Here is a 25,979-nt window from a genome sequence, read left to right as displayed (position 1 = left end):
AGGGCGTGCATCTGTGAAAGTGTTATGGAAAGGATGGCTTAAGTTACAAGCCATCCTGGAAGGCTACGATTTAGCAAAATCTCTTGAGTCAGACTTGTGATCAAGAGACAGCTAATTAGTGCCTTTTTGATTATTGTTTAATTTTTATAATTGCCACTCTCTGGCTATCAGCTCACTTGGTTGACTCGTTAACCACTCTTGCGGGCGTAAGTAATACTGATATAGGTTAGCTTCTGGGCTACTTGGCTCTGGTTTATAGTTATATTCCCAGCGTGCAAGTGGTGGCATAGACATTAATATAGACTCAGTGCGCCCGCCACTTTGTAATCCAAATAAAGTGCCCCTATCCCATACTAAATTAAACTCAACGTAGCGCCCGCGACGATAAAGCTGAAAATCACGTTGTTGCTCTGTGTATTCGTCATTTTTGCGACGTTCAATAATAGGTAAATAGGCATCTAAAAATCCATTACCCACCGATTGCATAAACGCAAAGCTTTGCTCAAAACCTAGCTCATTCAAATCATCAAAAAATAGTCCACCCACGCCACGTGTTTCATCGCGGTGTTTAAGATAAAAATATTCATCGCACCAGGTTTTGTATTTTGGATAAATGTCGCTGCCAAAAGGCGCACAAATGTCGTGAGCAACTTGATGCCAATGTTGTACGTCTTCTAATACTGGATAAAAAGGAGTGAGATCAAACCCGCCACCAAACCACCATATTGGCTCTTCGCCTTCTTTTTCGGCTATAAAAAAGCGCACATTGGCATGACTTGTTGGTACATGAGGGTTTTTAGGATGAATAACTAACGACACACCACATGCATGAAAGCTGCGTCCTGCAAGCTCTGGTCTATGTGCTGTTGCAGAGCCTGGCATTGAAGCGCCAAATACGTGTGAGTAATTAACTCCGCCTTGCTCTATTACAGTGCCATTTGTGGTTACACGTGTACGACCACCACCACCTTCTGCTCGCTGCCAGTTATCTTCTATAAATTTAGCACTGCCATCTGCAGCCTCCAAACCTTGGCAAATAGTGTCTTGCAAAGCCATAAAGTAGGCTTTTACTTGATCTAATAATTCGCTTTGCATATTAACCTCTAAATATTTTGCCAGTCATGGCGTCTTTTATTGTGCTTGGTTGAGTATTACCACCTAACGGCTCGTCAACGTAAAAGCCAACTTGTTCTGCAAATTGCGCTTTGGCTTGCTCAATACTAATTACCGTTTCTTGGCCGGTTAAGTTTGCACTGGTTGATACTAATGGCTTACCAAACTCTTGGCATAAACGCTTTACTGTTGGATGGTTTGTTACTCTTACTGCAATGGTATCAAACTGCCCTGTGAGCCATTTAGGCGTATTTTTAGATGCAGGCATCACCCATGTAATTGCAGCAGGCCAACTCGAAAAAATATCAGCGCGTTTATCCATTGGTATTTTTGCATCATCTACGTATTTTAATAATTGTCCGTAGTTATCAGCGATTAAAATAAGCCCTTTTTCAACCGGGCGCTGCTTAATAGCTAATAGTGCTTCAACGGCTTGTTGATTATCTGGATCACAACCTAAACCATATACAGCTTCTGTTGGGTATAAAATAACTTCGCCTTGCGTTAAGCATGTTATTGCAGTGGGCGTATTTGAAAGGTCTGACAAAGTAGTCTCCAGATATAATTAAACGTTATTCAGTTGGGGTGAGCTTATGCATGCAGCTTTTTTGTGGGCATTGCAATAATATGCCGTTTGCCATATTTCTTTCTATGACGATAGGCCAGTCACATTCAGGACACGGATGTTCAACCGGTTTATTATTAAGCGTGTATTTACAGCTTGGATAACAATCACAAGAATAAAATACTTTACCAAACTTATTACTGCGCGCGACTAAATGACCTTTTTTGCATTTAGGGCAACTAGGCAAAGTATCTTCGCTTTGCTTTTCTTCATTTTCGTTAGCAATGTAATGACACTCTGGATAACCCGTACACCCAATAAACATACCATAGCGGCCATTTTTAACCACCAGCGGTTTGCTACACTCAGGACATGCTGAATCTTCTAATATTTTGATTTCGTTACTGTCGTGATGTGCCAGCGGCCTAATAAAGTCGCATTTGGGATAACTTGCGCATCCTAGAAAAGGGCCTGATTTACTATTGCGGATCACTAACTCTGAACCACACTGTGGGCATATCTCGTATTCTTTTTCGAGGGCGTGCTTGTTCGCCGAGAAAAGCGAATGGTCGATTTTACTCATGGTGATCCTAATAGGTTGGTGAATTTTCGCCTAATATACCCAAACCACTTAAAGATACAAGCAATGCCGTGCTTATCCTTTTAAGTAATTTGAGTACAATTAAGATAATTATCTCTAATGAAGAAGTTCGCTGGGTTCATCAAAAATCAAATCTTCCATTTGCTCATATGCCTCTTCAGAGCCAGGAACGTTAAACAAGATCATAAGTACAATCCACTTTAAGTCTTCTAGGCTTATAGTTGGTTTATCAAGAGAGGCTAAACAGTCCATTACCATTTCACGTGTTACATTGTTAATTACGCCTATTTGTTCAATAAACATTAAAAAGCCACGACACTCAGCGCTGAGCCTTTGGCATTCACTATCGGTAAATATACGCACAGCATCTTTAGGGTTAGCAATAAGATAAGGAGACTCATCGCTGTGTTGTAAATCGGCTAGTTGCTCTAACCAATCAAGAGCTTTAAATATCTCAGGCTTATTAAAGCCCGCACGCAGTAGCTCATCGGTTAACTCATTTTGCTCTGCAAATATATCCGCTTCGCTATGAATGTAATTTTCAAAAAGATACAAAAGAATATCAAACATATTACCTTCCTGCGCTTAACTTGATGTAACCATCTAACACTCGCTCAATCTGATCGTCTAATTCTAAATCGAGCAACCTACTGAGTACTTTATCTATTGGCCACTGCGCACGACGCACAATGTCATCTACACTGGTTACTTCAAAGCCAATACTATTTAAAACCTCACATTGAGAATTGGCTTGAATCGGCTGCTCTTTATTACATACATTATTGTCGTAAGTAAAACTCACCTCATCAAGAATGTCAGCCACGTTTTCTACCAGCTTAGCACCTTGCTTTATTAAAAAGTGACTTGCCTGCGCTAACGGGTTTTTAATAGAACCCGGTACTGCAAATACCTCTTTATTTTGTTCAAGCGCATAGCGTACTGTAATTAACGAACCACTTTTAATTTCAGCCTCAACAATAAGTACTCCTAACGATAACCCAGAAATAATACGATTACGGCGCGGAAAGTTGTGCGCATGAGCAGCTGTGCCTGGTAAAAACTCACTCACCAGCAGGCCGTTTTCTAAAACTTGGTCTGTTAATAGTTTATGGCGTTTGGGGTAGTAAATATCAACCCCAGTACCAAGCACAGCTATGGTTTTACCTGTACCAGCAAGAGAACCTTTGTGTGCTGCACCATCTATTCCCCGCGCCATGCCTGAAGTAACTGTAATACCCGCCAAAGTTAACTCGTATGCAAATTCTGAGGCTATTTCAAGCCCGGTAGGTGTAGCATTACGGCTGCCAACAATTGCAATCTGTGGAGTTGATAATAACGAGACATCTCCCCTGCAAAAGAGTAATAAAGGCGCACTGGCAATCTGCCGGAGATCTTCTGGGTAAAGCGCATCAAAAATACAAACAACAGTAATGTTGTTCAGCGCTATTAATTGCTCATAATGACTGACTTGTTGCCAATTGGTGTTGAGTAAATTACTCGCTTGATTAGCGGTTAACCCAAGCTGTAAAAGCTTGTCATGAGATAAGTCGAATAACGACCCAAGGGGATAGTTTGTAGATAGTGCTAAAAGGGTCTTTATACCCAACCCTTTACACATATAAAAGGCAAGCCAGTGGGCTAGCTTGCCAGATGACTGATCCATGCTCTCTCCTAGAGCACCGACTCGCTACTTCTTAATGAATAACTGCAATATCTCCAATGCGAATTGGGTGCTGGTTTTTAGTTATTAATGCATAACTTACTTTGTCATACACTTTAAAGACAATTAGCTCGCCAACTTTTTCTTTAGGCATGGTCCACGTTGTGCTCTCTTCGTCAGACTCATCACCAAATAATTGGCTCACATCAGATAAAAGCTTCTCGTATTTACTAGAATCTTCTGGGTAACGAGGGCCACGAGGACCATCGATAACCGTTGGTGATTGACGCTCTAGATCTAATACATGACCCGCTTCTATATTTTGTTCACTGCCTAAGTTTAGCACCACAACATCCATTGTGCTGAATTCTCTAACTTCACGTGGTGAAGCAATAATATTACCTGTTACAGGCTCAGAGGGACGGTGTATATCAAAGTACGCAGGGAGCATTTGGCCTTCCATTGCCGGCATTAAAAAATCACCCTGCTGAATTTCTCGTTTAACAGACTCAACACGTAATGACGAAGGCACGCCATTTTTCTCATCACCCGTTCTAAAGGCACGTGCTATACCCACATAAGATGCACGCGTTGCTAACACTTCACCAGTTAAGTCTGTGTAAGGGTCACCTTTATGGTAAATGGCATATGCTTTATGTACTTGTAAGTCGCCTTTAGCATATAAAATGTGGCCTAACGTTTGTGTTTTAGTATTTTCGTTAGCACCTAAAATATAAGGCTTACCTTTAATATCATCACTGTTCATTGCTTGCTCGTAACTGATATAAGGTTTGATCATTTCAAGCGGCAAAGTAGTAATAGCATTACGCCCTTTTGGTGTAATACGACCCTGAGGAGATAGCTTTCTATATCCTTTATTGATCACTAAACGTGGGTTTCCATCAGCATCGTATATCAACGCTAATGCATCACCGGGGTAAATTAGGTGTGGGTTGTCAATTTGTGGATTCATTTGCCAAAGTTCAGGCCATAGCCAAGGCTCATCTAAATAGATGCCAGAAATATCCCAAAGTGTATCGCCTTTTTTTACAACATACTGTTTTGGTGCGTCTTTTTTTATTTTAAGTACATCAGCAACTGCGGGAAACGCAGCGCTTAACGTAAGCATGATTGCAAGTAATGGAGATTTCATCGAGCTTCCTTGTATTGTTTTTTCATTATTATTGCCCAAAACCTGTTAAAGGTGAACGCGAATGGCTAAAATAAGAGCATACAATACCCTAAATTAAGCACAAGTGAAAAAGGTAACTATGGCTAGGTTAGAAGTTTTAAGATTTCCAGATGAACGTTTACGTACTGTAGCAAAAGATGTTGTACAAGTTGACGACACAGTACGCCAAATTGTAAAAGACATGCTAGAGACAATGTACGATGAAAATGGCATTGGTCTTGCGGCCACGCAAGTAGATATTCATCAACGAATCGTTGTTATTGATGTATCAGAAGAGCGCAATGAGCCACTGGTATTAATTAATCCACAAATCATTAAAAAAGACGGCTCTACCGTTAGCGAAGAAGGCTGTTTATCAGTACCTAACTCGTATGCAAAAGTAGACCGCGCTGAAACAGTAACAGTCGCTGCACTTAACGAAAACGGTGAAGAATTTGTACTAGATGCAGATGAATTATTGGCTATTTGTATTCAACATGAACTAGATCACCTTCAAGGTAAGCTATTCATTGATTACTTATCTCCATTAAAGCGCCAACGTATTCGTAAAAAGCTTGAAAAAGAAGCCAAGTTTGCAGAACAGTAATAAGCACCTTAGGAAAACTCAGTGACTCAACCATTACGCATTATATTTGCCGGTACGCCAGACTTTGCCGCACGTCATTTACAAGCGCTGATACAAAGCGAACACAAAATAGTGGGTGTATATAGCCAGCCAGATCGCCCTGCAGGTCGTGGTAAAAAATTAAAAGCCAGTGAAGTGAAAGAGCTAGCGCTTGAGCACAATTTACCGGTTTTTCAGCCACAGTCATTAAAAAATGATGAAGCACTAGCTGAGCTAACAAGCTTAAATGCCGACATTATGATTGTTGTAGCATATGGCTTAATTTTACCTAAAGCTATTTTAGAAGCGCCACGTTTAGGTTGTTTAAATGTGCATGGCTCTATATTACCGCGCTGGCGCGGTGCTGCACCTATTCAACGCGCAATTTGGGCAGGTGATGAACAAACCGGCGTAACAATAATGCAAATGGATGAAGGGCTAGATACCGGCGATATGCTACATATAAGCCGCTGCCCTATTAGCACAACAGAAACTAGCGCAAGCTTATATACAAAGCTTGCTGAGCTAGGTCCAGATGCGTTAATTGAAACCATTAATAAATTAGCTAATGGTGAGATCACCCCTGAACCTCAAAACGATGAACTTGCTAACTACGCTAAAAAGCTTTCTAAAGAAGAAGCTGATATCGACTGGTCCATGAGTGCGCTTCAAATCGAGCGAAACATTCGCTCTTTTAACCCGTGGCCAATGTGCTTTACCCAAATGGGTGGGCAAACAGTAAAGATTCATCAAGCGCAGGTTATGCTGCAATCAGGTGATCCTGGGCAAATTTTATCAAGCGACAAAAATGGCGTAGTAGTGGCGTGTGGCGAACACGCTTTATGTATTACGCAATTACAGCCGCAAGGTAAAAAACCAATGGCAATTAACGACTTTTTAAATGGTCGTAGTGACTGGGTTACTCCTGGCACAATATTAGGCGAAAACAATGAGTAATGTTCCAAACGTACGAGCGCTTGCCGCTGAAACTTTATATAACGTAGTTGATAAAGGCGCATCGCTTAATCAAGAACTTCCATTTGCAAGCCAAGGCTTGCCGCCTAAAGATAAAGCGTTGCTACAGCAAATTTGTTATGGCGTTTTACGCTACTTACCGAGCCTTGAAAATTACTGCCAACACTTAGTAGAGCAGCCATTAAAAGGTAAACGTAGAATATTTCAGTTTTTATTATACGTAGGTATTTATCAACTGCAGCATATGCGCGTACCACCTCATGCTGCCATTTCAGAAACGGTTAACGCACTGGCTCAACTACGCGCTTTAGGATTAAAAGGGCTGATAAACGCCATTTTACGTAGCTTTCAGCGTCAACAAGCTGAGCTTGAAGAAAAAGCGAAGCTTATTCCGGTATGTTTATACAACCATCCAAATTGGTTTATTAAACAGGTGCAAACAGCCTACCCAGATAGCTGGGAAGCACTACTTGAAGAAAACCAGCAACAAGCGCCAATGTGGCTTCGTGTCAATCAAGCCCAATTTAGCACGCAAGAATACAGCGACATGCTTAGCGCTAACGATATTGAACACACCTTAAACCCTGATTTTATTGATGGGATTAAACTTGCCAAACCACGTGATGTATTTTCGTTGCCTGAGTTTGATACAGGTGCATGTTCAGTACAAGATGCTGCTGCACAGTTGGCAGCCCGCTTTTTAGAACCTAAAGCAGATGACTATATTTTGGATGCCTGCGCAGCACCTGGCGGTAAAACATGTCATATTTTAGAGCTTGCTGATGCAGATGTACTTGCACTTGATAGCGACTCAACTCGCCTTGAACGTGTTAAGCAAAACTTAACTCGCATTGGCTTAGGTGCAGACCTACAATGTGGCGACGCATCACAACCACATACATGGTGGGATGAAAAATTATTTGATCGTATTTTACTTGATGTGCCTTGTTCGGCCACTGGTGTAATTCGCCGTCACCCTGACATAAAATGGTTACGTCGCGCATCAGACATCGAAGACTTAGCTAAGTTACAAAGCGATATTCTTGATAGCATTTGGCCACTGTTAAAACCAGGTGGCACATTGGTATATGCTACGTGTTCGGTTCTTCCACAAGAAAACCAACAGCAAGTTGCTAAGTTTTTAGCTAATAATGATGATGTAGAACATATACCTCTACACGAAAACGATACCGTAACAACGCCAGGTTTGCAGTTACTGCCCGGTGAAAGTGATGGATTTTATTACGCTAAGCTAGTTAAAAAAGCCTAATAGCCGTACACTAAATAGTTAGCCATTTATGAAACATTAAATGGCTATTTTTTTAATTAAATTATGATCAATACCACGGGTAAATAATGAAAATAATTATACTCGGTGCCGGGCAAGTTGGTGCTACGCTTGCTGAAAACTTAGTTGGCGAACAAAACGAAATTACCGTTGTTGATATAGACGGTAACCGATTACGTGAACTTCAAGATAAGTACGACTTACAAGGGGTTATGGGCCACAGCGCGCATCCTGATGTATTACGCCGTGCAGGTGCTGAAGATGCCGATATGATTATTGCGGTAACCAGTTCAGATGAAGTGAACATGGTTGCATGCCAAGTGGCGTACAGTATTTTTAAAACGCCCACTAAAATTGCCCGCATTCGCTCAGAGCAATATTTAAAGTACCGCGAAAAACTATTTCAAAACGATGATTTACCAATCGATCATTACATTGCTCCCGAAGCACTGGTCACTAAGTATATTCGCCGTTTAATTGACTACCCTGGTGCTCTGCAAGTATTGCAGTTTGCTGATGGCATGCTCTCGTTAGTAGCCGTAAAAGCTTACTATGGCGGTTTACTTGTAGGTTATGCGTTATCTGCACTTAAAGAGCATATTCCTAATGTAGAAACCCGTGTTGCAGCTATTTATCGTCAAGGTAAAGCAATAAAACCATTGGGTACCACCGTTATTGAAGCCGATGACGAAGTGTTTTTTATTGCCGCTACAAAACATATACGCGCAGTAATGAACGAGCTACAAAAACTAGAGCGTTCTTACAAAAAAATTATGATAGCTGGTGGCGGTAACATTGGGGCAGGCCTTGCCCGCTCACTTGAAAAAAACCACACGGTTAAATTAATTGAACGCAGTAAAGAGCGTGCCGAGCAACTCTCGGAAATGCTCGATAACACGGTCGTTTTTTGTGGTGACGCATCTGATCAAGAACTGCTCTCAGAAGAGCATATTGAACAAGTAGATGTGTTTATTGCCGTAACCAACGACGATGAAGCAAACATTATGTCAGCCATGCTTGCAAAACGTATGGGCGCACAAAAAACCATGGTGCTTATCCAGCGTGGTGCTTACGTTGATTTGGTACAAGGCGGCGAAATAGATATTGCCATATCGCCGCAGCAAGCCACTATATCGGCATTGCTTACTCATGTACGCCGTGGTGATATTGTTAATGTGTACTCATTACGCAAAGGTGCAGCAGAAGCAATTGAAGCCGTTGCTCATGGCGATGAAAACACTTCAAAAGTGGTTGGCCGTGCTATTGCCGACATTAAACTCCCTGCTGGTACTACTATTGGCGCAATAGTACGTAACGACGATGTACTGATAGCCCACGATGATACAATTATTATGTCGGGCGATCATGTCATTATGTTTCTAATCGACAAGAAACACATTACCGTTGTAGAAAAGCTATTCCAGGTAAGTGCTATATTCTTATAATTATTTGGCATAAACGCAAAAAAGCCGCTGACTAAGGCGGCTTTAGTGGAGTATCTTCGAATATTGATTACTGTACCTTTGAAAACTCTTCTTTAGAGATTTCACCATTTCCATCAGTATCTAAATCATCAAAAATCTTTACAAGCTGAGGGTTAACCTTTGCTTCTTCCATTGTAATCGCACCGTCGCCATCTGCATCAAAAGAGGCAAAGTCCACTGCTGCATATGCTGCTGATGAAGATGCTAAAACGATAACTGCAAGTGTTGTATTGAATGTTTTCATAATAATATTCCTAGTAATATGGGAAGTCCTTTTCAAAGATCCCTGACTGTGAAAAATGTTTAATCTGAAAAAGGTTAGTTAACCTGTACTCTGGTTAAGAGATTTACTAACGTATTGAATCATGGTGATATTTAAATTTATTTTCTCTAGCCAGAGATTTTCAGTGAAAACAAGGCGAATTTACGCGTCAATAGCTGGCCTATTGCAAGTAAATTCAACGCAGTTAGCGCTGAAAATAGCTGCTAGAGATAGATTTATTATCCAGAGTTCAGGTTAATTAGTAATTAGCAAACTCTTCTTTAGAAAGCTCGCCGCTACCGTCGGTATCTAGCTCAATAAACTCGGCCATTAAATCTGTATCAACTGCCGCTTCGCTTGGGCTAATTGTGCCGCTACCATCAATATCAAGGCTGTCAAAACCTGATGCTGCAAATGCAGCAGAAGAAGACGCTAGTGCTATAAGTGCTAATGCTTTATTTAAATTTTTCATAACTTAATCCTTCAATGTTCTATCAAAAAAATTGCTTCGTTTAACTTAAAACGTAATTTTTCACTTCCTTGTTATCCTCTTTCGTAAGCTCCCTTGCCTACTTAGGTTGTCTTTGGCAACTCAGGATAAATACTTTAAATTAAGCTTCTGAAAATTCTTCTTTTGATAACTCACCATTTTGGTCAGTATCAAGTTCTGAGAACATACTCATTAGCTTTGCATCTACTGATGCTTCTGCTTGGCTAATTGTGCCACTGCCATCTACATCTAATGTATCGAAATCTGTTGCTGCAAACGCGGCTGAAGAAGATGCTAGTGCCACAAGTGCTAATGCTTTATTTAATGCTTTCATAACGTGTATCCTTCAATTTTTTGAGTAATGTGGGGCTCTTAGTAGCGCCCCAGAGTTTTAAGCTTATACTTGTGAAAACTCTTCTTTAGATAGTTCGCCGTCTTGGTCTGTATCAAGTTCAGAGAACATGCTCATTAATTTTGCGTCTACTGATGCTTCTGCTTGGCTAATTGTGCCACTGCCATCCACATCAAGTGTGTCAAAGTCTGTTGCAGCAAAAGCGGCTGAAGAAGATGCAATAGCGATAAGTGCTAAAGTTTTATTAATGCTTTTCATAATATGTATCCTTCAAATTTATGTGTGTGCGATTAAGTATTTCACTTTGAATCACGATTTCGTTCAGTACACCTAGGGTATAACAAATTAGATGCCAACATTTAAAAGCTATTAAATTTCAGATAGTTAAATGTAAAACTCATAAAAAGAAGGGGTTTTTAAAGTAATTACTGTTGCCTTTTAGCAACGCACTTCAGAGTGGATACATTAAAACTATTAAAAACATATAGTTATGTTTAGATAAAAAGATACATTTTTAAATGTATGGAAATTAAAGAAGGGGATTTATAGAATAATTCAGATAAATTTTAACGAGGTAGATTTAATAACACAAAAAATAATACGTAATGCACTGTTTTATTTAAATAATATATTTAATTATATAAAAACAAAAAATACTTTATAAATACTCACGTAAAACGCCATTTTGTTGCAAATAAGCGAAAAACGATTTATTCAACGGTGGGCTCAAGCGCAGATGGGTCTATAAAATGCTCTTTCATAAAGGTTTTCATTTCATCCTCGCTTGCTAGTAGCTTAATTCCACAACGCACGCCTGCGACATGTTCCTTAGCACTGCAAATTTCGCCTTCAAAACTTTTATCGCTGCTATTGAGTGTTACTGTGCATTGCATATCTTTAATATTTTCATCTTGCTGATCACCTCTAATATCAAACATTACTCCTGTTAGCGAAATGTCTTTAATGAGGCCTTCAAGTATTCTGTCGTCACTTAGCTTTAGCTTTGCAGGTAATAAGGTAGGTATACGCGTTTGCGAGCGCAGTGCAAATAACTGCACCTGCTTAGGATAGTTAATAAATATAAGCTTAGCCGGGTGAGACGCAACCGACATTATTTGTTGGCGAAACGCTATAACTTGCCCACCACTACCTTCAATTAATGCTCTAACAACAACCATTACACCATCACGTAAATAGTCACTACTAGCAGGTAAACGTCTAGAGTTTGGGTAATTTAAAATAATAAATTTATTTTCAAGCAAACCAACAAACTCGGTTTTTACACGTTTACTGTCGGTTGGGGTTAATATTTCTAAATCGACCAAACCACTTGTAGTTAGTTGATGTAATTTGTCTAGATTTGAAGTTGGCATATCCCTTTCCCACTAACTTGTATATTAAAATTTAAACGACTCGTTTAACCACGCCAAAATGTAGGCGTAAATAGCACTAATAAGGTAAATATTTCTAGGCGACCAAACACCATTGCAATGGTCAGTAACCATTTAGCCCCATCGGTTATAGCACCATAATGCGATGCTACATCTCCTAAACCTGGGCCTAAGTTATTTAAACAAGCAGCAGTGGCTGAGAACGCAGTTATGTTATCCATACCCGTGCCCATGAGCGCTAACATAATAATAATAAATACCAGCGCATAAGCAGAAAAAAAGCCCCACACAGCTTCTACTACTTTATCTGGCAACGCCTTACGGCCCAGCTTGATTGAATATATAGCACGAGGATGCACTAAACGATTAAGCTCACGCACGCCCTGCAAATAAAGTAAAAATACGCGAACTACTTTCATGCCACCACCGGTAGAGCCTGCACAGCCACCAATAAAGCTCGAAAATATAAGTAAAATAGGTAAAAACAACGGCCATGTTGAAAAGTTATCTGTAGCAAAGCCTGCTGTTGTACTCATCGAAACAGCTTGAAATAACGCCTGATCGAGGGTTTCATCGCCATTAGCAAATATTTCGTTAGAGGAAAGTACAGTAAAACAAATAACCACCAGGGCTAATTGAATACACAAAAACACCTTAAACTCTGGGTCTCTGATATAAACTTGTATATTACGACTGGCCACTGCGGCGTAATGTAGGGAGAAGTTAACAGCGGCAATAATTAAAAAGAACACACAAATAAAGTTAATTACAGGGCTGTCAAAGTGACCCATGGAAGCATCGTAAGTAGAAAAGCCACCAATAGCGACCGTTGAGAATGCATGACATATCGCATCAAACCACTCCATCCCTGCAGCCCAATAAGCCAGCATACAAGTAATAGTCAACGACACATAAATATACCAAAGGTGCTTTGCAGTATCGGCAATTCGCGGGGTCATTTTAGAATCTTTTACAGGCCCAGGTATTTCAGCGCGGTACAACTGCATACCACCAACACCTAGCATTGGGAGTATAGCAACAGCGAGTACGATTATACCCATACCGCCAAACCACTGGAGTTGCTGGCGATAAAACAATACCGACTTGGGTAAATACTCAATACCGGTAAGTACTGTAGCGCCGGTGGTTGTTAAGCCAGAAAATGCTTCAAATACCGCATCGGCGAGCGATAAATTAGGTTCTTGTAAAAAGATAAGCGGCAAGGACGCAAACGCCCCAAGTACCAGCCAAAACAAAACAACAATTAAAAAGCCTTCACGTGCTTTTAAATCACCGTTTTCATGGCGGTTTGGGTAATAAGCCATCATGCCAATAACAACACTAAAAATAAATGCTAAAACAAAGGGAACACCACCACCGTCTTTGTATATTAAAGACACCAGTGCCGGAGGCACCATGGTAATACTAAACAGCGCAACAAGTTGGCCAAGAATTTTTATGATGGTACGAAATTGCATTTAGCTTGTCGCTTTTATTATTAGTAAATTCAGGCTGAGTAGTATCAACCAAATTAAATAGGGTCAGTATGCATTATATGCAATTTGTGTAGATTATTACTCTTTAATAGTTAACTCAACTGCGCCGTGACTTAAATCAAAAATATCTTTGATTGCTTGCTGAGCTTCGCGGCTATCGATTGTAATCACCCACTCAATATTAGCAGTAAATTGCTTATCAATATTAAGCACTTGATACTTTGTTTTTAATAACTGCTCAATCGCGCCTTGCATGCTGTACTCGCTACTCCCAGTAATTTCAACGCTGGGAACTTTAAGCACCGTTTGCAATTTTACTAATGCATTATTTAATGAGCCACCATAAGCACGTACTAGCCCGCCGGTGCCTAATTTTATGCCGCCAAAATAACGTGTCACCACGGCAGTGATTTCGCCAAGGCCCGAACCCACCAGCACATTTAACATAGGCTTTCCTGCAGTGCCATTTGGTTCACCATCGTCCGAAAAACCATAAACATGGCTGCCACCGGGGTTGCCTGCCACATGTGCCCAGCAGTTATGGCGTGCATCGCTATACTTTTCTTCAATGCTTTTAATAAATGTTTTTGCTGAATTTAAATCGGGGGTGTGTGCAATGTGGACTATAAACGTACTTTTTTTTATTTCTTCTTGATGAAAAACGTCAGCAGCAGGATATTTATATTCAGACATATTAAAAGCTCAATTAAAAATGGGGCCTAAAGGCCCCGTTCATATGCATATTTTAACGTTTATTCGCTAACTCGTCTTTATAGAAATTAATCGAGTTCTAAATTACGCGTCATATTCTCTAGGCTATCTTCGTGAACAATAATGTTATCTTCAATACGAATGCCGCCAAATGGTTTAAATGACTCGACCTTTTCCCAGTTAATAAACTGCTTATTATCGGTTTGCGCTAAATCACCAAGCAGTGAATCAATAAAGTATAAACCAGGCTCAATAGTAAACACTTGGGTTTTTTCGATCAGGCGAGTACAACGCAAGAACGGATGCCCTTCAGGCGATGGTTGATGTGTGCCCTTTTCGTCACTCATAAAACCGCCCATATCATGCACTTGTAAACCTAGGTGATGTCCTAGTCCATGCGGGAAGAAAGTAGATGTAATTTTACGCTCAACAATTTCCTCCGCGGGTAGGTTAACAATTTTAAAGTCACTGAGTATTTGTGCGATACGGTTATGGCATTCAACGTGTAAATCACCATAAAGCATACCCGGCTTTAAACCTTTACCTAACTCGATTTGTTGAACTGTCATCGCTTGTACAAGCTCAGCAAACTCACCCTGCTTTTTAAAATCATACGTACGAGTAATATCAGCAGCGTAACCATTAAAGTTTGCACCGGCATCAATTAAAAATGAGTTGTGGGTGTGTGGCACTTTTGGATCAAAGTGCGTGTAGTGCAAAATAGCGCAGTTTTCGTTAAGCGCAACAATGTTGCCGTACGGCATTTCATTTTCGCTTTGACGTGTCGCCATTAAGTACGCTTGCTGAATATCAAACTCGCTACCACCATTAAAGAATGTATCGCGTGCAGCTTTATGCCCATCTACTGCAATGCGGTTAGCGTTGCGTAAACATTCAAGTTCGTACTGCGTTTTATAAGCGCGGTGGTAATGAAAATAGTTAAGTACAGGCTCAGGGTTCATAATACTAAAACCAAGAGCTTGCGCTACTTCAATGTATTCACCCATGTAAGCATATTTAGCTTTATCGTATGGTAATAACTTTTCTACTTGATCAGGCTGAAGTAGTAGCTCTATATCAAAGTACTCAGCCCAAAAGTCGCGAGGCTCGTCTGGTACTTTATGCCAAAAATCTACCGGGCGATAAAATATTAGTTTTGGCTTGTCGCTGCCATTTACCACAATCCAGCAATGAGGATTGTCAATAACCGGTAACCACGCTTTAAACTGTGGATTAACTTTAAATGGATAATACATATCATCTAAAAACTGGCGCTTAGCTTGGCCTGAATGAATTACTAATCCTTCTAACCCTTCGCTATTACAAATTGTACGAGTACGCTGTTGCAGTGTTGCAATATGTTCGGCGTATAAAACGGCTAATTTATCCATTGTTAATCCATCTGTTAAATTTAACTTGCTATGAGTCTATCACTTATACCAATTGCATTAAATTAATGATCTATTATAGCGATAAGAGAATAGCTTAATAACAAGGCTAAAATTATGATACATAGTTGTTCTATATAAATAATTTTTAACGCAGTTATTGAGTTATTTAATACGCTAGAATGATCATGTTTTTAATAAAATTGGTATTACCCTAAGCGCTCAAAAAAGGGGGATATTTAACATGTAAACATCCCCCTTATTAATACCTATACCTATCGTGTTAAGTTATTGGTCGATTGGTATCATGTATTCAACCGCCCATTTTCATTTCGAGTAGCGGCGCTAATACATTACCTTCTCGGCCCATTCTTGTATGGTAAACCTGCCTGTACGCAAATACATTTTTTACGTAATTGCGGGTTTCGCGATACGGAATAAGCTCTACCCATAACTCAGCCGGAATAGCGTCATCAGGTAACCAACGCTTTATACGGTGATAACCCGCATTATAAGAAGCCGTAGCCAGCACTTCATTGCCATGGTTTTTCTTTTTTAAGTATTGTAAGTAACTCGTACCCAACCTAATATTTGTTTTAGGTTGATATAAACGACTACTTGTCACACTGCCTTTATTTACATACTCAGCAGTACTAGGTAATAACTGCATTAAACCACGCGCATTAGCATGCGAGCGTGCATCTGGCGCAAAAGAGCTTTCACGCCTTGCAATAGCAATACTCCAAGCAACATCTATCTTGCTACGTTTACTGTAGCGCTCAAAAACATCTTGAAACGCAAACGGAAAACGTTGCTCTACATTATCCCATGCTTTAATTTTTGCTAAAGTAAAAATAGTACTGTCGTGCCAACCTAAATCGGTAGATAACTGTGATGCTGCCAGCTTTTCTTCATCGCTGGAGGTATCCGTTAAGTAATTCCATTCACGGCGCGCCGACGTAAAGCGCTCAATATCATAAAGTGCTTTTGCACGCTTAAAGCCTGGTGCATTACTCACTTTATCTACAAGTACCTTATCGACTGCTAAAGGCTGATTATTTAAATCAACGGGCAACCCCAAACGTGCTGCGGCTAAAAAGCCGTAATAATCACGATTAGCCGCTACTTTTTTCCAGATGTCGTCTGCTTTTTGTTGCTCGCCACGTTGTGCATAGCTATAAGCTAACCAATATTGCTGACCAAGACTTAAATTTTCTTTACCTGTAAAAAATGCAGCAATCCCTTCCCAATCTTGGGTTTTGAGCATATTGCCCAGTTGCCATTGAATAAGCTTGCTGTCTAGTCGCTCTTTTGGCACTTTATTTAGCCAAAAGCTCGCTTGTTTATGCCCGCTAGAGGCAAGTGACAATGCAAAGGTGTAATACACATCCGCTTTTTCTTCATCGCTGTACTTAAATATTTTTTCTAGCTTTTCCCATGCTTTTAAAGCTAGCTCTTTATCGCGCCAAACCAAACGCTTAACACCATAAATAGCTATTTGCCCTTCTTTAGCCGACTTGTTTTTATATCTATATAATCCAGCGGCTGCGCTTGGATCTTTTCGCACTTTTAAATATAAGTCAGCTAAGTAACGCTCCTTACTTGGTAATAAAGTTTTTAAGTAAGGTAATAAGCTTTGCGTTCCGCCTTGTGCAGCAAGTGTTACACGCTTCCAAACCGTTTCTTCTTTCATGTAGCCTTTTTTACGCCACGTAGAAAATAAACTATCACAACCATTAGGTTGCGATTTACCTACAGCCCATAAGTCGGTCACCTGATTTAGAATTGCCTTTTCGGGAGCACCTAAATCAAGCTGAAAATCTAAATAAGTACAAGTAAGCTCCGTATTAGACGTTTCACGATAGTTGCGGATATACGCCGCCTTTTCGTTGTTATCTTTTAAATACTCTAACCACGCTTTACGGACCGGCCACTCAAGCGGCGTATGCTGGTATATATTTAAATAGTCTTCTATCTCTGCCTGATGCTTAATACTCGGGTGACGTTGCCAATATGTTTTTTCAACATACGGTTTTAACGGATGATTTAGGTTACTAACCGCTTGTTTAAAGTCTTGGTAACTGCCGTACCTTACTTTTTTTTCGGCATCTAAAAAGGCATCGTTATCGATACTTGCCTCGGCAGAGTGAAGAGGGAAAATGAATGCAGCTGCCGCAACACTTAGTAAATATTTTTTCATAATGTCCTTTAATAAAAATTAAAGTAGTGAATAAAAACTTTTCAACCACCTTAGCACCAAACCAGCTATATTTTAACCAGTCGATTGTAACCGAGTTAAATTTTTCGTTGCATTTTTAATTTAAAGCAAGCACACTGATTGAAATGCAAACTCATCGTACCAGTCTTAGTTCGTCAACTAGGGAGAATAATAATGTTATATAAAAGCGATTCCTTTGAAGTTAGCTTCCTAAAGGAAAACATCGCCGAGTTTAAGTTTTGTGTTGCAGGTTCTGTAAACACATTATCTCAAAAAACTCTTTCAGATTGCGCAGCAGCATTAAAAGAATTAGCCGCCAATACTGATATCAAAGGCATGATTTTTACCAGTGATAAAGACCACTTTATTATTGGTGCCGATATCTTCGAATTTTTACCTACATTTACTAAACCTGAAGAAGAATTAGTAGTGTGGATCAAAAATGCAACCGACGTTTTTGATGCAATCGAAGATTTACCATTCCCAACTCTAAGCGCTATAAACGGCATGGCACTTGGCGGTGGTTGTGAGTGGGCACTTGCTACCGATTATCGTGTGGCAAGCGAAACAGCTAAAATGGGCCTACCAGAAGTTAAACTTGGCATAATGCCAGGGTTTGGTGGCACAGTGCGCTTACCACGTATCATTGGCGCCGATAACGCGATGATGTGGATTACCTCAGGCGCAGAAAACCGCGCAGCAGATGCCCTTAAAGTAGGTGCGTTTGACGCGGTAGTTAGTGCTGACAAACTTTTAGAGTCAAGTGTATCAACACTTGAACTGGCGATTGCTGGCAAGCTAGATTGGCAAGCAAAACGCAACGTAAAACTACAGCCACTTAAATTAAACCGTGTTGAGCAAGGCATGAGCTTTGCTATGGCAGAAGGTATGGTAATGGGTAAAACCAAAGGCCACTATCCTGCACCGGTTATGGCTGTACGTACTATTAAAGCAGCGGCAAACTGTACTCGCGATGAAGCAATGGCAATCGAAAACGCTAACTTTGCTAAATTAGCACGTACACCAGAAGCAGCTGCACAAACTGGTATATTCCTAGCTGACCAATACATTAAAGGTAAAGCACGTAAATTTGCTAAGCACAGCGATGTAGAAATCAAACAAGCCGCTGTATTAGGTGCTGGTATTATGGGTGGCGGTATTGCATACCAGTCTGCTTATAAAGGCACACCTATTATAATGAAAGACATCCAACAAGATGCGCTTGATTTAGGTATGGGTGAAGCATCTAAATTGTTAGGTGCAAAAGTTAAGCGTGGCCACATGCCAATGGAAAAAATGTTGGCAACACTTAGCAAAATTAAACCAACACTTAACGAGTCAGACCTACAAAGTGCCAACATCATTGTTGAAGCCGTTGTAGAAAACCCTAAAGTTAAGCAAGCAGTACTCGCTGATCTTGAAAAGAACATGCCAGAAGGCACTGTACTTACTTCAAATACATCGACTATTTGTATTGATTTACTAGCACAAGCGCTAGATAAGCCAGAAAACTTCTGTGGTATGCACTTTTTCAACCCTGTGCCAAAAATGCCATTAGTAGAAATTATCCGTGGTGCAAAAACCTCAGATAAAACAATTAATGCAGTAGTTGATTACGCGCTTAAATTAGGTAAATCGCCAATTGTTGTTAACGATTGCCCAGGCTTTTTTGTAAACCGTGTTTTATTCCCTTACTTTGCAGGTTTTAGCAAATTAGTTGTTGAAGGCGCTAACTTTGCAAAAGTAGATAAAGTAATGGAAAACGTATTTGGCTGGCCTATGGGTCCGGCTTACCTACTTGATGTTGTAGGTATTGATACAGCGTTCCATTGTACTGGCGTAATGGCTGACGGTTTCCCTGAGCGTATGGCTCGTGCTGATAAAGACCCTGTGACTATTTTTGCCAACGAAAAACGTTTTGGACAAAAGAACAAAGCCGGTTTTTACAAATACGAAACAGATCGTCGCGGTCGTCTTAAAAAGTCTCATGACGAGACAGCAATTGAGCTACTAAGCCCAATCACAGACGCACCAAAAGAATTTGATAAACAAGAAATCATCGACCGTTGTATGATTCCAATGATTAACGAAGTGCTACTGTGTTTGCAAGAAGGCATTGTTGCCTCGCCTCAAGAAGCAGATATGGCATTAGTTTACGGTGTTGGTTTCCCTCCATTTAGAGGCGGCGCGTTCCGTTACTTAGATCAAACTGGTTTAGCTAACTTTGTTGCAGCAGCAGACAAATACGCTCACCTAGGTGCGATTTACCAAGTATCTGAACAAACTCGCAAGTGGGCCGAAGAAGGTCGTGTTTTCTATAAGGTGGAAGGTTAATATCATGAATAATCCAGTAATTGTAGATTGTATCCGCACACCAATGGGTCGCTCTAAAAGTGGTGTATTCAAACATAAACGTGCAGAAGACTTAAGCGCACATTTAATGAAAGGCTTACTAGATCGCAACCCTGCAGTTGATCCTGCATCAATTGACGATATTTATTGGGGTTGTGTACAGCAAACATTAGAGCAAGGCTTTAACGTAGCACGTAACGCATCATTGCTTGCCGGTATTCCGCACAGCGTTCCTGCTGTTACGGTTAACCGTTTATGTGGCTCTTCTATGCAAGCATTGCATGACGCAGCACGCGCAATAATGACAGGCGCTGGCGACACTTACCTAATTGGTGGTGTTGAGCACATGGGTCACGTACCTATGACTCACGGCAACGACTTTCACCCAGGCTTAGCAACATCAATTGCACAAGCGTCTGGCTCTATGGGCTTAACAGCAGAATACCTTGCAACGCTTCATGGCATTAGCCGTGAGCAACAAGATGAATTTGCTTACCGTTCACATCAACGTGCACAAGCTGCAACTGTTGAAGGCCGCTTCCGTCGCGAAATTTTAGCAATGGAAGGTCACGATGCAGATGGTTCGCTTATCTTAGTTGAAGACGACGAAGTAATTCGCCCAGAAACAACAGTAGAAGGTCTATCAAAGCTTCGCCCAGTATTTAATCCTGCATCAGGTACGGTAACAGCCGGTACGTCTTCTGCACTTTCTGACGGCGCATCTGCAATGTTAGTAATGAGCGAAGAAAAAGCAAAAGAACTTGGCTTACCAATTCGTGCGCGTATTAAAGCAATGGCAGTCGCTGGTTGCGATCCATCAATTATGGGTTACGGCCCAGTACCAGCAAGTAAAAAAGCACTTGCACAAGCCGGTATTACAATTGATGACTTAGGTGTAGTAGAACTTAACGAAGCCTTTGCAGCTCAATCATTACCTGTAATGAAAGATTTAGGGTTAATGGATGTAGTTGACGAAAAAGTGAATTTAAATGGCGGCGCAATCGCACTTGGTCACCCACTGGGTTGTTCGGGTTCGCGTATTAGCACATCGCTTATTCACTTAATGGAAGACAAAAATGTACGATACGGTTTAGCAACTATGTGTATTGGTTTAGGCCAAGGCATTGCAACTGTATTTGAACGTGTTCAAGACTAATTAGTTTAAACATGTAAAACCATCTTGGTGATTAAAAAGGCGAACTGATTTTATTCAGTTCGCCTTTTTTATTAGCTTCAATTTATAAAACGTCCCTTTATCAAACAAGCATGTAACAGCGTAATTATGTGATCGGGCGTATTATTAAATAAAGCATTTTGAAACTGCTAAAAGCATTAAGTAAAATAGTTAAATTACACATAAAATTGCGTTAAACTGCCAAACTTATTAATTGCTATACCTAAGCACTCGCGTACACAGCAATCACTTTAATTAAACAGGCCAATTTATTATGAGCTTTGATAATCCCGATCACCAATTAGATGCCATAGGCCTTCGCTGCCCAGAGCCAGTAATGATGGTACGTGCTGCTATTCGTAAAATGAACGATGGTGAAACGTTATTAATAACTGCTGATGACCCATCAACCACTCGCGACATTCCGAGTTTTTGTACGTTTATGGATCACACCCTGGTGGCTAAAGATGCAGAAGCAGCACCGTATAGATATGTGGTGAAGAAAGGGCTTTAAACTCACGTAGGTCGGGTTGAGTTTTACGAAACCCAAACTACGAAACCCCCTTGGTGTTAATGCTGAATAAATCCTACAACGTCCTTGTCACAAGTCCATCAACCCACTAGGGCTATTAAATAGCTAAAAATCACTTCTTCGTTATCGTCACTTGTGGCTTATCGTAGTCACTGTAATCAATACTTACTATGTACGTGCCTTTTATTGCTGGTGTGAAACTAAAGTAGTTATAAATAGTATTACAGTCTGCGATAGCTGGCTGACCGAGTGTTAGTTTTTGCCCTGCTGGTTGTGCATCGCTGTAACCACAGTTGTAACCTTCACTAAAATCGGCATCGGCTATTTTAAATTCGTACACTTTACCTGGGGTCGAAAATTTAACTTGCGCTTGATAAAGCGCAGGGCCAACTGGCGCAAACTGATACTGGGGTTCTGCATCCCACAGTGTAAAGTCGCCACGTAAGTAAATTGTGCGGTCAAGCTCTTGCTGTGGTAAAACATCGTTAATCGAAATTTGGCTTGTACAGGCAGTAAGTAAACCAGCAATTGCTAAGGTTAAAATTCGTTTCATAGAAATCATCAATGGGTATCCTTTGCATACAGTGAAAACTAAAAAGCCAGCAAAACGCTGGCTTTTAAAATTGCTAATCGGTGTTATTTTTGTAAAACAGAAATATCTGCAATACCTAAAAACAATCCGCTTAACTGGCTTAATAGCGCAAGACGATTTTGCTTAACAGCTTCATCGTCGGCCATAACCATTACGTTGTCAAAAAAGTTATCAACACTTTCACGAATACCCGCCAATTGGCTTAATGCTTCTTGGTAGTTTCCATCTGCGTAAAGTGGCGCAAGGTCAGTGGCAAATTTTGCTACTTGTGATGCCAATACTTTTTCGGCGTCGTCGCTTAATAAGCTCTCATCAACACTACCTTGGCTGGTAATATCGTTTTTAGCCAGAATGTTACCTACACGCTTATTAGCTGCTGCAAGCGCTTCTGCTGCGTCTAATGTACGGAAGTGGCTTACGGCTTTAACACGGCGGTCAAAATCAACAGGTTTAGTCGGACGACGTGCAAGCACTGCTTGAATTACGTCTACTTCAATACCTTCGTCTTGATACCAAGCACGGAAGCGCCCTAGCATAAACTCAAATACGTCAGTTGATACATTTAAGTTAGTTAACTTGTCGCCAAACAATGTTTGCGATTTAGCTACTAGGTCTAAAATATCAAGTGGTAGTTCTTTTTCTACCATGATGCGCAGTGCACCAATAGCAGCACGACGAAGAGCAAATGGGTCTTTGTCACCTTTAGGTGCTTGGCCTATACCAAAAATACCCACCAGCGTGTCAAACTTATCAGCAATCGCTACTGCGCAGCTAATTAAGTTTGTTGGTAAGTTATCCCCTGCAAAGCGTGGCATGTACTGCTCGTTTTGCGCTACGGCTACATCTTCGGCTTCACCATCGTGGCGAGCGTAATGCATTCCCATTACACCTTGCACGTCGGTAAATTCCATAACCATTTCAGTCATTAGGTCAGTTTTACTTAATAAGCCTGCACGCTGTCCTAGGTCTTTATCAGCACCTAATTGCTCAGCAATATAACCTGCAAGTTCACTAATGCGCTCAGACTTATCTTTAAGCGTACCAAGTTGCTTTTGGAACAATACGCTATCAAGCGACTCTAATCGGCTTTCTAGGGTTTTCTTTTTATCTGTTTCAAAGAAGAACTGTGCATCGGCTAAACGCGGGCGCACTACTTTTTCGTTACCAGAAATAACCACACTTGGATCTTTACTTTCGATGTTAGATACAAACAAAAACTTATTTAAAAGTTTGCCGTTTTGATCTAATAACGGGAAATATTTTTGATCGTCTTTCATGGTGTAAATTAACGCTTCGGCTGGTACATCTAAAAATGCTTCTTCAAATGTTGCCGTTAAAGTAACTGGCCACTCTACAAGTGATGTTACTTCTTCTAGTAAATCTTCATCCATTGCAACAACAGCGTTAACTGCGCTTGCAGCCTCTTCTATTTGTGCTCGAATTTGCGCTTTACGTTGCTCGTAATCAGCAATAACGTAAGCAGATTTAAGTACGTCAAAAACGTCATCTGCATGGTTAATGCTAATTTTTTCTGGGTGATGAAAACGATGACCCTGAAGCTGGTTAGTTATTTGCTTACCAAGAATTTCGCCTTCAAGTAGCTCATCACCAAATAAAATAGTTACTGTATGCACAGGGCGAATAAATTGTGTTTTATTCGCCCCCCAACGCATTGGTTTAGGGATTGGTAATTTACTTAATGCTTTTGTGATTGCATCTGTCATTAGGGTTTTCGTTTCTTGCCCTGCTACTTTAGCAATGTGCAATAACCAAGCGCCTTTATCGGTTTCAAGTGTTTGTGCGTCTTTTACTTCAATACCACAACCACGTGCCCAACCCATTGCTGCTTTTGTTGGGTTACCTTCGCTGTCAAACGCTGCCTTTGTTGCTGGGCCACGCTTTTCAACTTCTTTGTCTTGTTGCTTAGCTTCAAGCGCTTTTACTTGTAAACCCAAACGACGAGGCGATGCATACCAGCTTACGCCTTGGTGTGCTAATTCTAATGTTTCTAGCTCTTGAGTTAAGTTTGCAGCAAAGGCTTCTGCTAATTTACGCAATGCTTTTGGTGGTAACTCTTCAGTGCCAATTTCTACTAATAAATTTTGTGCTGACATTTTACTTATCCTTACACAGCGGGAAACCAAGCGCTTCACGTTTGTCATAGTAACTTTGTGCACACGCTTTTGATAACGCACGAACGCGTAAAATATAACGCTGACGTTCGGTTACCGAAATTGCGTGGCGTGCGTCTAGTAAGTTAAATGCGTGCGATGCTTTCATTACTTGCTCGTATGCAGGTAGTGGTAAGTTAGCTTCAATTAACTTTTGGCTTTCTGCTTCACACTTATCAAACTGTGCAAATAAGTCTTCTACGTTTGCATGTTCAAAATTATAAGTAGATTGCTCTACTTCATTTTGATGGAACACGTCGCCGTATGTTACGCGCCCTAGTGGACCGTCTGCCCATACTAGGTCGTAAATACTATCTACGCCTTGAATGTACATTGCTAAACGCTCTAGGCCGTAAGTAATTTCGCCTGTTACTGGTGAGCACTCTAAGCCACCCACTTGTTGAAAGTAGGTAAACTGCGTTACTTCCATGCCGTTTAACCAAATTTCCCATCCCAAGCCCCATGCGCCTAGCGTAGGTGATTCCCAGTTATCTTCTACAAAGCGAACTTCGTGAGTAAGGGTATCAATACCCATTGCCGCTAATGAGCCTAAGTAAAGCTCTTGGATGTTATCTGGCGATGGCTTTAAAACTACTTGGAATTGGTAGTAATGTTGTAGGCGATTTGGGTTTTCACCATAGCGGCCATCCGTAGGACGACGACACGGCTGAACGTACGCGCTCGACATTGGCTCTGGACCAATAGACTTTAAAAATGTTTGCGGGTGAAATGTCCCGGCTCCCACTTCCATATCAAGTGGTTGAATAATGACACAGCCTTGCTGCGCCCAATAATCCTGTAAAGCCAGGATCAAACCTTGAAAGGTTTTTACGTCATATTTTTGCATATTTGGCTTTTTACTATCTAAGAAGTAGCGTGAAAATTACCCTTAGTATACCGTGTGTACACTCAGGTTTTAAGCAGTTTGTGTAATTGAAAAAATAAAAAAGGAGCCATTAGGCTAATGCCAGTCAGTTAAGCTGACTGGCATTTTTCTTTTTATGGGGATACTTAGATGGTTTTGGCTTAACCCANTTTCTTTTTATGGGGATACTTAGATGGTTTTGGCTTAACCCATCGGGGATATCTTCTATCCTCTCGTCTAGCTGGAAGCTTAAATAAGACCAGTGTATTGAGTAAGTGCTGCCAGTGTATTGGAATGTTCCCTGGACTCATTATAGATACTGACGAGAAATACTGAATGACAGCCATCGAACTGCTAGAGAAACTAAGCTGGTTAGGCCATCTCCCTGTAACTGTCGCCGCCATCGTCATTATTCTTCGTATTAAATTATAGGCGAGTAACACGCCCCATAGCTCCTGACGCACCATGTCTGGACGCTTGCTTCTTAAATGGTATGCGCTATC

The 25,979-nt window shown here is 40.7% G+C and carries 25 protein-coding genes; 7 read left to right on the top strand and 18 right to left on the bottom strand.

Translation table 11 applies throughout. The features are described from left to right. Positions 1-144 precede the first annotated feature (144 nt). From hemF to I6F10_RS17625, 6 genes are all read right to left on the bottom strand, one after another. Positions 145-1,095, bottom strand: coding sequence for an oxygen-dependent coproporphyrinogen oxidase (gene hemF, locus I6F10_RS17650; protein ID WP_024604781.1), 951 nt, complete (start codon positions 1,093-1,095; stop codon positions 145-147). A 1-nt stretch (position 1,096) separates the two neighbouring features. After that, positions 1,097-1,660 carry an L-threonylcarbamoyladenylate synthase gene (locus tag I6F10_RS17645; protein ID WP_004335153.1) on the bottom strand — a complete coding sequence of 188 codons (564 nt, stop codon included), beginning with the start codon at positions 1,658-1,660 and terminating at the stop codon, positions 1,097-1,099. 25 nt (positions 1,661-1,685) lie between these two features. Then, on the bottom strand, positions 1,686-2,261 hold the full coding sequence (locus I6F10_RS17640) for a DNA topoisomerase family protein (RefSeq protein WP_004335155.1): 576 nt from the start codon (positions 2,259-2,261) through the stop codon (positions 1,686-1,688). Positions 2,262-2,375: 114 nt separating this feature from the next. Then, complete coding sequence (locus I6F10_RS17635) at positions 2,376-2,849, bottom strand: DUF494 family protein (RefSeq protein ID WP_004335158.1); 474 nt, start codon at positions 2,847-2,849, stop codon at positions 2,376-2,378. Between the two features lies 1 nt (position 2,850). Continuing rightward, the gene (gene dprA, locus I6F10_RS17630; RefSeq protein ID WP_165743939.1) at positions 2,851-3,942 is read right to left on the bottom strand and encodes a DNA-processing protein DprA; all 1,092 of its coding nucleotides are present in this window, start codon (positions 3,940-3,942) and stop codon (positions 2,851-2,853) included. Between the two features lie 31 nt (positions 3,943-3,973). After that, on the bottom strand, positions 3,974-5,092 hold the full coding sequence (locus I6F10_RS17625; protein ID WP_165743940.1) for a LysM peptidoglycan-binding domain-containing protein: 1,119 nt from the start codon (positions 5,090-5,092) through the stop codon (positions 3,974-3,976). 118 nt (positions 5,093-5,210) lie between these two features. On the opposite strand from I6F10_RS17625, the gene def reads away from it, so the two are divergent. From def to trkA, 4 genes are all read left to right on the top strand, one after another. After that, positions 5,211-5,717: a peptide deformylase gene (def, locus tag I6F10_RS17620; RefSeq protein WP_004335162.1), complete on the top strand. Its 507-nt coding sequence runs from the start codon at positions 5,211-5,213 to the stop codon at positions 5,715-5,717. A 21-nt stretch (positions 5,718-5,738) separates the two neighbouring features. Next, the gene (fmt, locus tag I6F10_RS17615; RefSeq protein ID WP_024604778.1) at positions 5,739-6,692 is read left to right on the top strand and encodes a methionyl-tRNA formyltransferase; all 954 of its coding nucleotides are present in this window, start codon (positions 5,739-5,741) and stop codon (positions 6,690-6,692) included. Further along, entirely contained in the window at positions 6,685-7,980 is a 1,296-nt protein-coding gene (gene rsmB, locus I6F10_RS17610) for a 16S rRNA (cytosine(967)-C(5))-methyltransferase RsmB (RefSeq protein WP_004335167.1), read from the top strand. Before fmt ends, rsmB begins: the two co-directional genes overlap by 8 nt. 86 nt (positions 7,981-8,066) lie before the next feature. Continuing rightward, positions 8,067-9,443, top strand: coding sequence for a Trk system potassium transporter TrkA (gene trkA / locus I6F10_RS17605; protein ID WP_004335170.1), 1,377 nt, complete (start codon positions 8,067-8,069; stop codon positions 9,441-9,443). Positions 9,444-9,510: 67 nt separating this feature from the next. Here trkA and I6F10_RS17600 read toward each other — a convergent pair whose 3' ends face one another. The 9 genes from I6F10_RS17600 to I6F10_RS17560 all read right to left on the bottom strand — a co-directional run bounded on the left by I6F10_RS17600 (position 9,511) and on the right by I6F10_RS17560 (position 17,772). Then, the gene (locus I6F10_RS17600; protein ID WP_024597191.1) at positions 9,511-9,726 is read right to left on the bottom strand and encodes an EF-hand domain-containing protein; all 216 of its coding nucleotides are present in this window, start codon (positions 9,724-9,726) and stop codon (positions 9,511-9,513) included. 277 nt (positions 9,727-10,003) lie between these two features. Next, entirely contained in the window at positions 10,004-10,216 is a 213-nt protein-coding gene (locus I6F10_RS17595; protein ID WP_024604777.1) for a calmodulin, read from the bottom strand. 139 nt (positions 10,217-10,355) lie between these two features. Then, a complete protein-coding gene (locus I6F10_RS17590) occupies positions 10,356-10,568 on the bottom strand; it encodes an EF-hand domain-containing protein (protein WP_197099189.1) in 213 nt (70 codons plus the stop codon). Between the two features lie 63 nt (positions 10,569-10,631). Beyond that, positions 10,632-10,844 (bottom strand): EF-hand domain-containing protein, encoded by a 213-nt coding sequence (locus I6F10_RS17585; protein WP_024604775.1) that lies wholly within the window; start codon positions 10,842-10,844, stop codon positions 10,632-10,634. Between the two features lie 452 nt (positions 10,845-11,296). Next, positions 11,297-11,959, bottom strand: a complete 663-nt coding sequence (locus I6F10_RS17580; protein ID WP_197099188.1) for a flagellar brake protein — start codon at positions 11,957-11,959, stop codon at positions 11,297-11,299. A 44-nt stretch (positions 11,960-12,003) separates the two neighbouring features. Beyond that, on the bottom strand, positions 12,004-13,455 hold the full coding sequence (locus I6F10_RS17575) for a TrkH family potassium uptake protein (protein ID WP_004335179.1): 1,452 nt from the start codon (positions 13,453-13,455) through the stop codon (positions 12,004-12,006). Between the two features lie 96 nt (positions 13,456-13,551). Beyond that, positions 13,552-14,166, bottom strand: coding sequence for a YigZ family protein (locus tag I6F10_RS17570; protein WP_004335181.1), 615 nt, complete (start codon positions 14,164-14,166; stop codon positions 13,552-13,554). 86 nt (positions 14,167-14,252) lie between these two features. After that, the gene (pepQ, locus tag I6F10_RS17565) at positions 14,253-15,575 is read right to left on the bottom strand and encodes a Xaa-Pro dipeptidase (protein WP_197099187.1); all 1,323 of its coding nucleotides are present in this window, start codon (positions 15,573-15,575) and stop codon (positions 14,253-14,255) included. A 310-nt stretch (positions 15,576-15,885) separates the two neighbouring features. Continuing rightward, positions 15,886-17,772, bottom strand: coding sequence for a transglycosylase SLT domain-containing protein (locus I6F10_RS17560; protein ID WP_197099186.1), 1,887 nt, complete (start codon positions 17,770-17,772; stop codon positions 15,886-15,888). A 192-nt stretch (positions 17,773-17,964) separates the two neighbouring features. Here I6F10_RS17560 and fadB point away from each other — a divergent pair, with 192 nt between their 5' ends. From fadB to tusA, 3 genes are all read left to right on the top strand, one after another. Next, positions 17,965-20,124 (top strand): fatty acid oxidation complex subunit alpha FadB, encoded by a 2,160-nt coding sequence (fadB, locus tag I6F10_RS17555; RefSeq protein WP_138489862.1) that lies wholly within the window; start codon positions 17,965-17,967, stop codon positions 20,122-20,124. Positions 20,125-20,128: 4 nt separating this feature from the next. Next, positions 20,129-21,298, top strand: coding sequence for an acetyl-CoA C-acyltransferase FadA (fadA, locus tag I6F10_RS17550; RefSeq protein WP_024597185.1), 1,170 nt, complete (start codon positions 20,129-20,131; stop codon positions 21,296-21,298). Between the two features lie 292 nt (positions 21,299-21,590). Next, positions 21,591-21,830: a sulfurtransferase TusA gene (gene tusA, locus I6F10_RS17545; protein WP_182696209.1), complete on the top strand. Its 240-nt coding sequence runs from the start codon at positions 21,591-21,593 to the stop codon at positions 21,828-21,830. A gap of 130 nt (positions 21,831-21,960) precedes the next feature. On the opposite strand, the gene I6F10_RS17540 is transcribed toward tusA, so the two are convergent. The 3 genes from I6F10_RS17540 to glyQ form a co-directional block, all read right to left on the bottom strand. Next, a complete protein-coding gene (locus I6F10_RS17540; RefSeq protein WP_004335197.1) occupies positions 21,961-22,410 on the bottom strand; it encodes a hypothetical protein in 450 nt (149 codons plus the stop codon). Between the two features lie 74 nt (positions 22,411-22,484). Beyond that, entirely contained in the window at positions 22,485-24,554 is a 2,070-nt protein-coding gene (glyS, locus tag I6F10_RS17535; RefSeq protein ID WP_197099185.1) for a glycine--tRNA ligase subunit beta, read from the bottom strand. Position 24,555: 1 nt separating this feature from the next. Then, entirely contained in the window at positions 24,556-25,458 is a 903-nt protein-coding gene (gene glyQ, locus I6F10_RS17530) for a glycine--tRNA ligase subunit alpha (protein ID WP_004335201.1), read from the bottom strand. Positions 25,459-25,979 lie beyond the last annotated feature (521 nt).

This window comes from Pseudoalteromonas sp. SWYJZ98, assembly GCF_015864495.1.
GTDB classification, from domain to species: domain Bacteria; phylum Pseudomonadota; class Gammaproteobacteria; order Enterobacterales; family Alteromonadaceae; genus Pseudoalteromonas; species Pseudoalteromonas distincta.
Note: the sequence above shows the minus strand (reverse complement) of the source record. Positions and strands in the feature narration are given on the sequence as shown.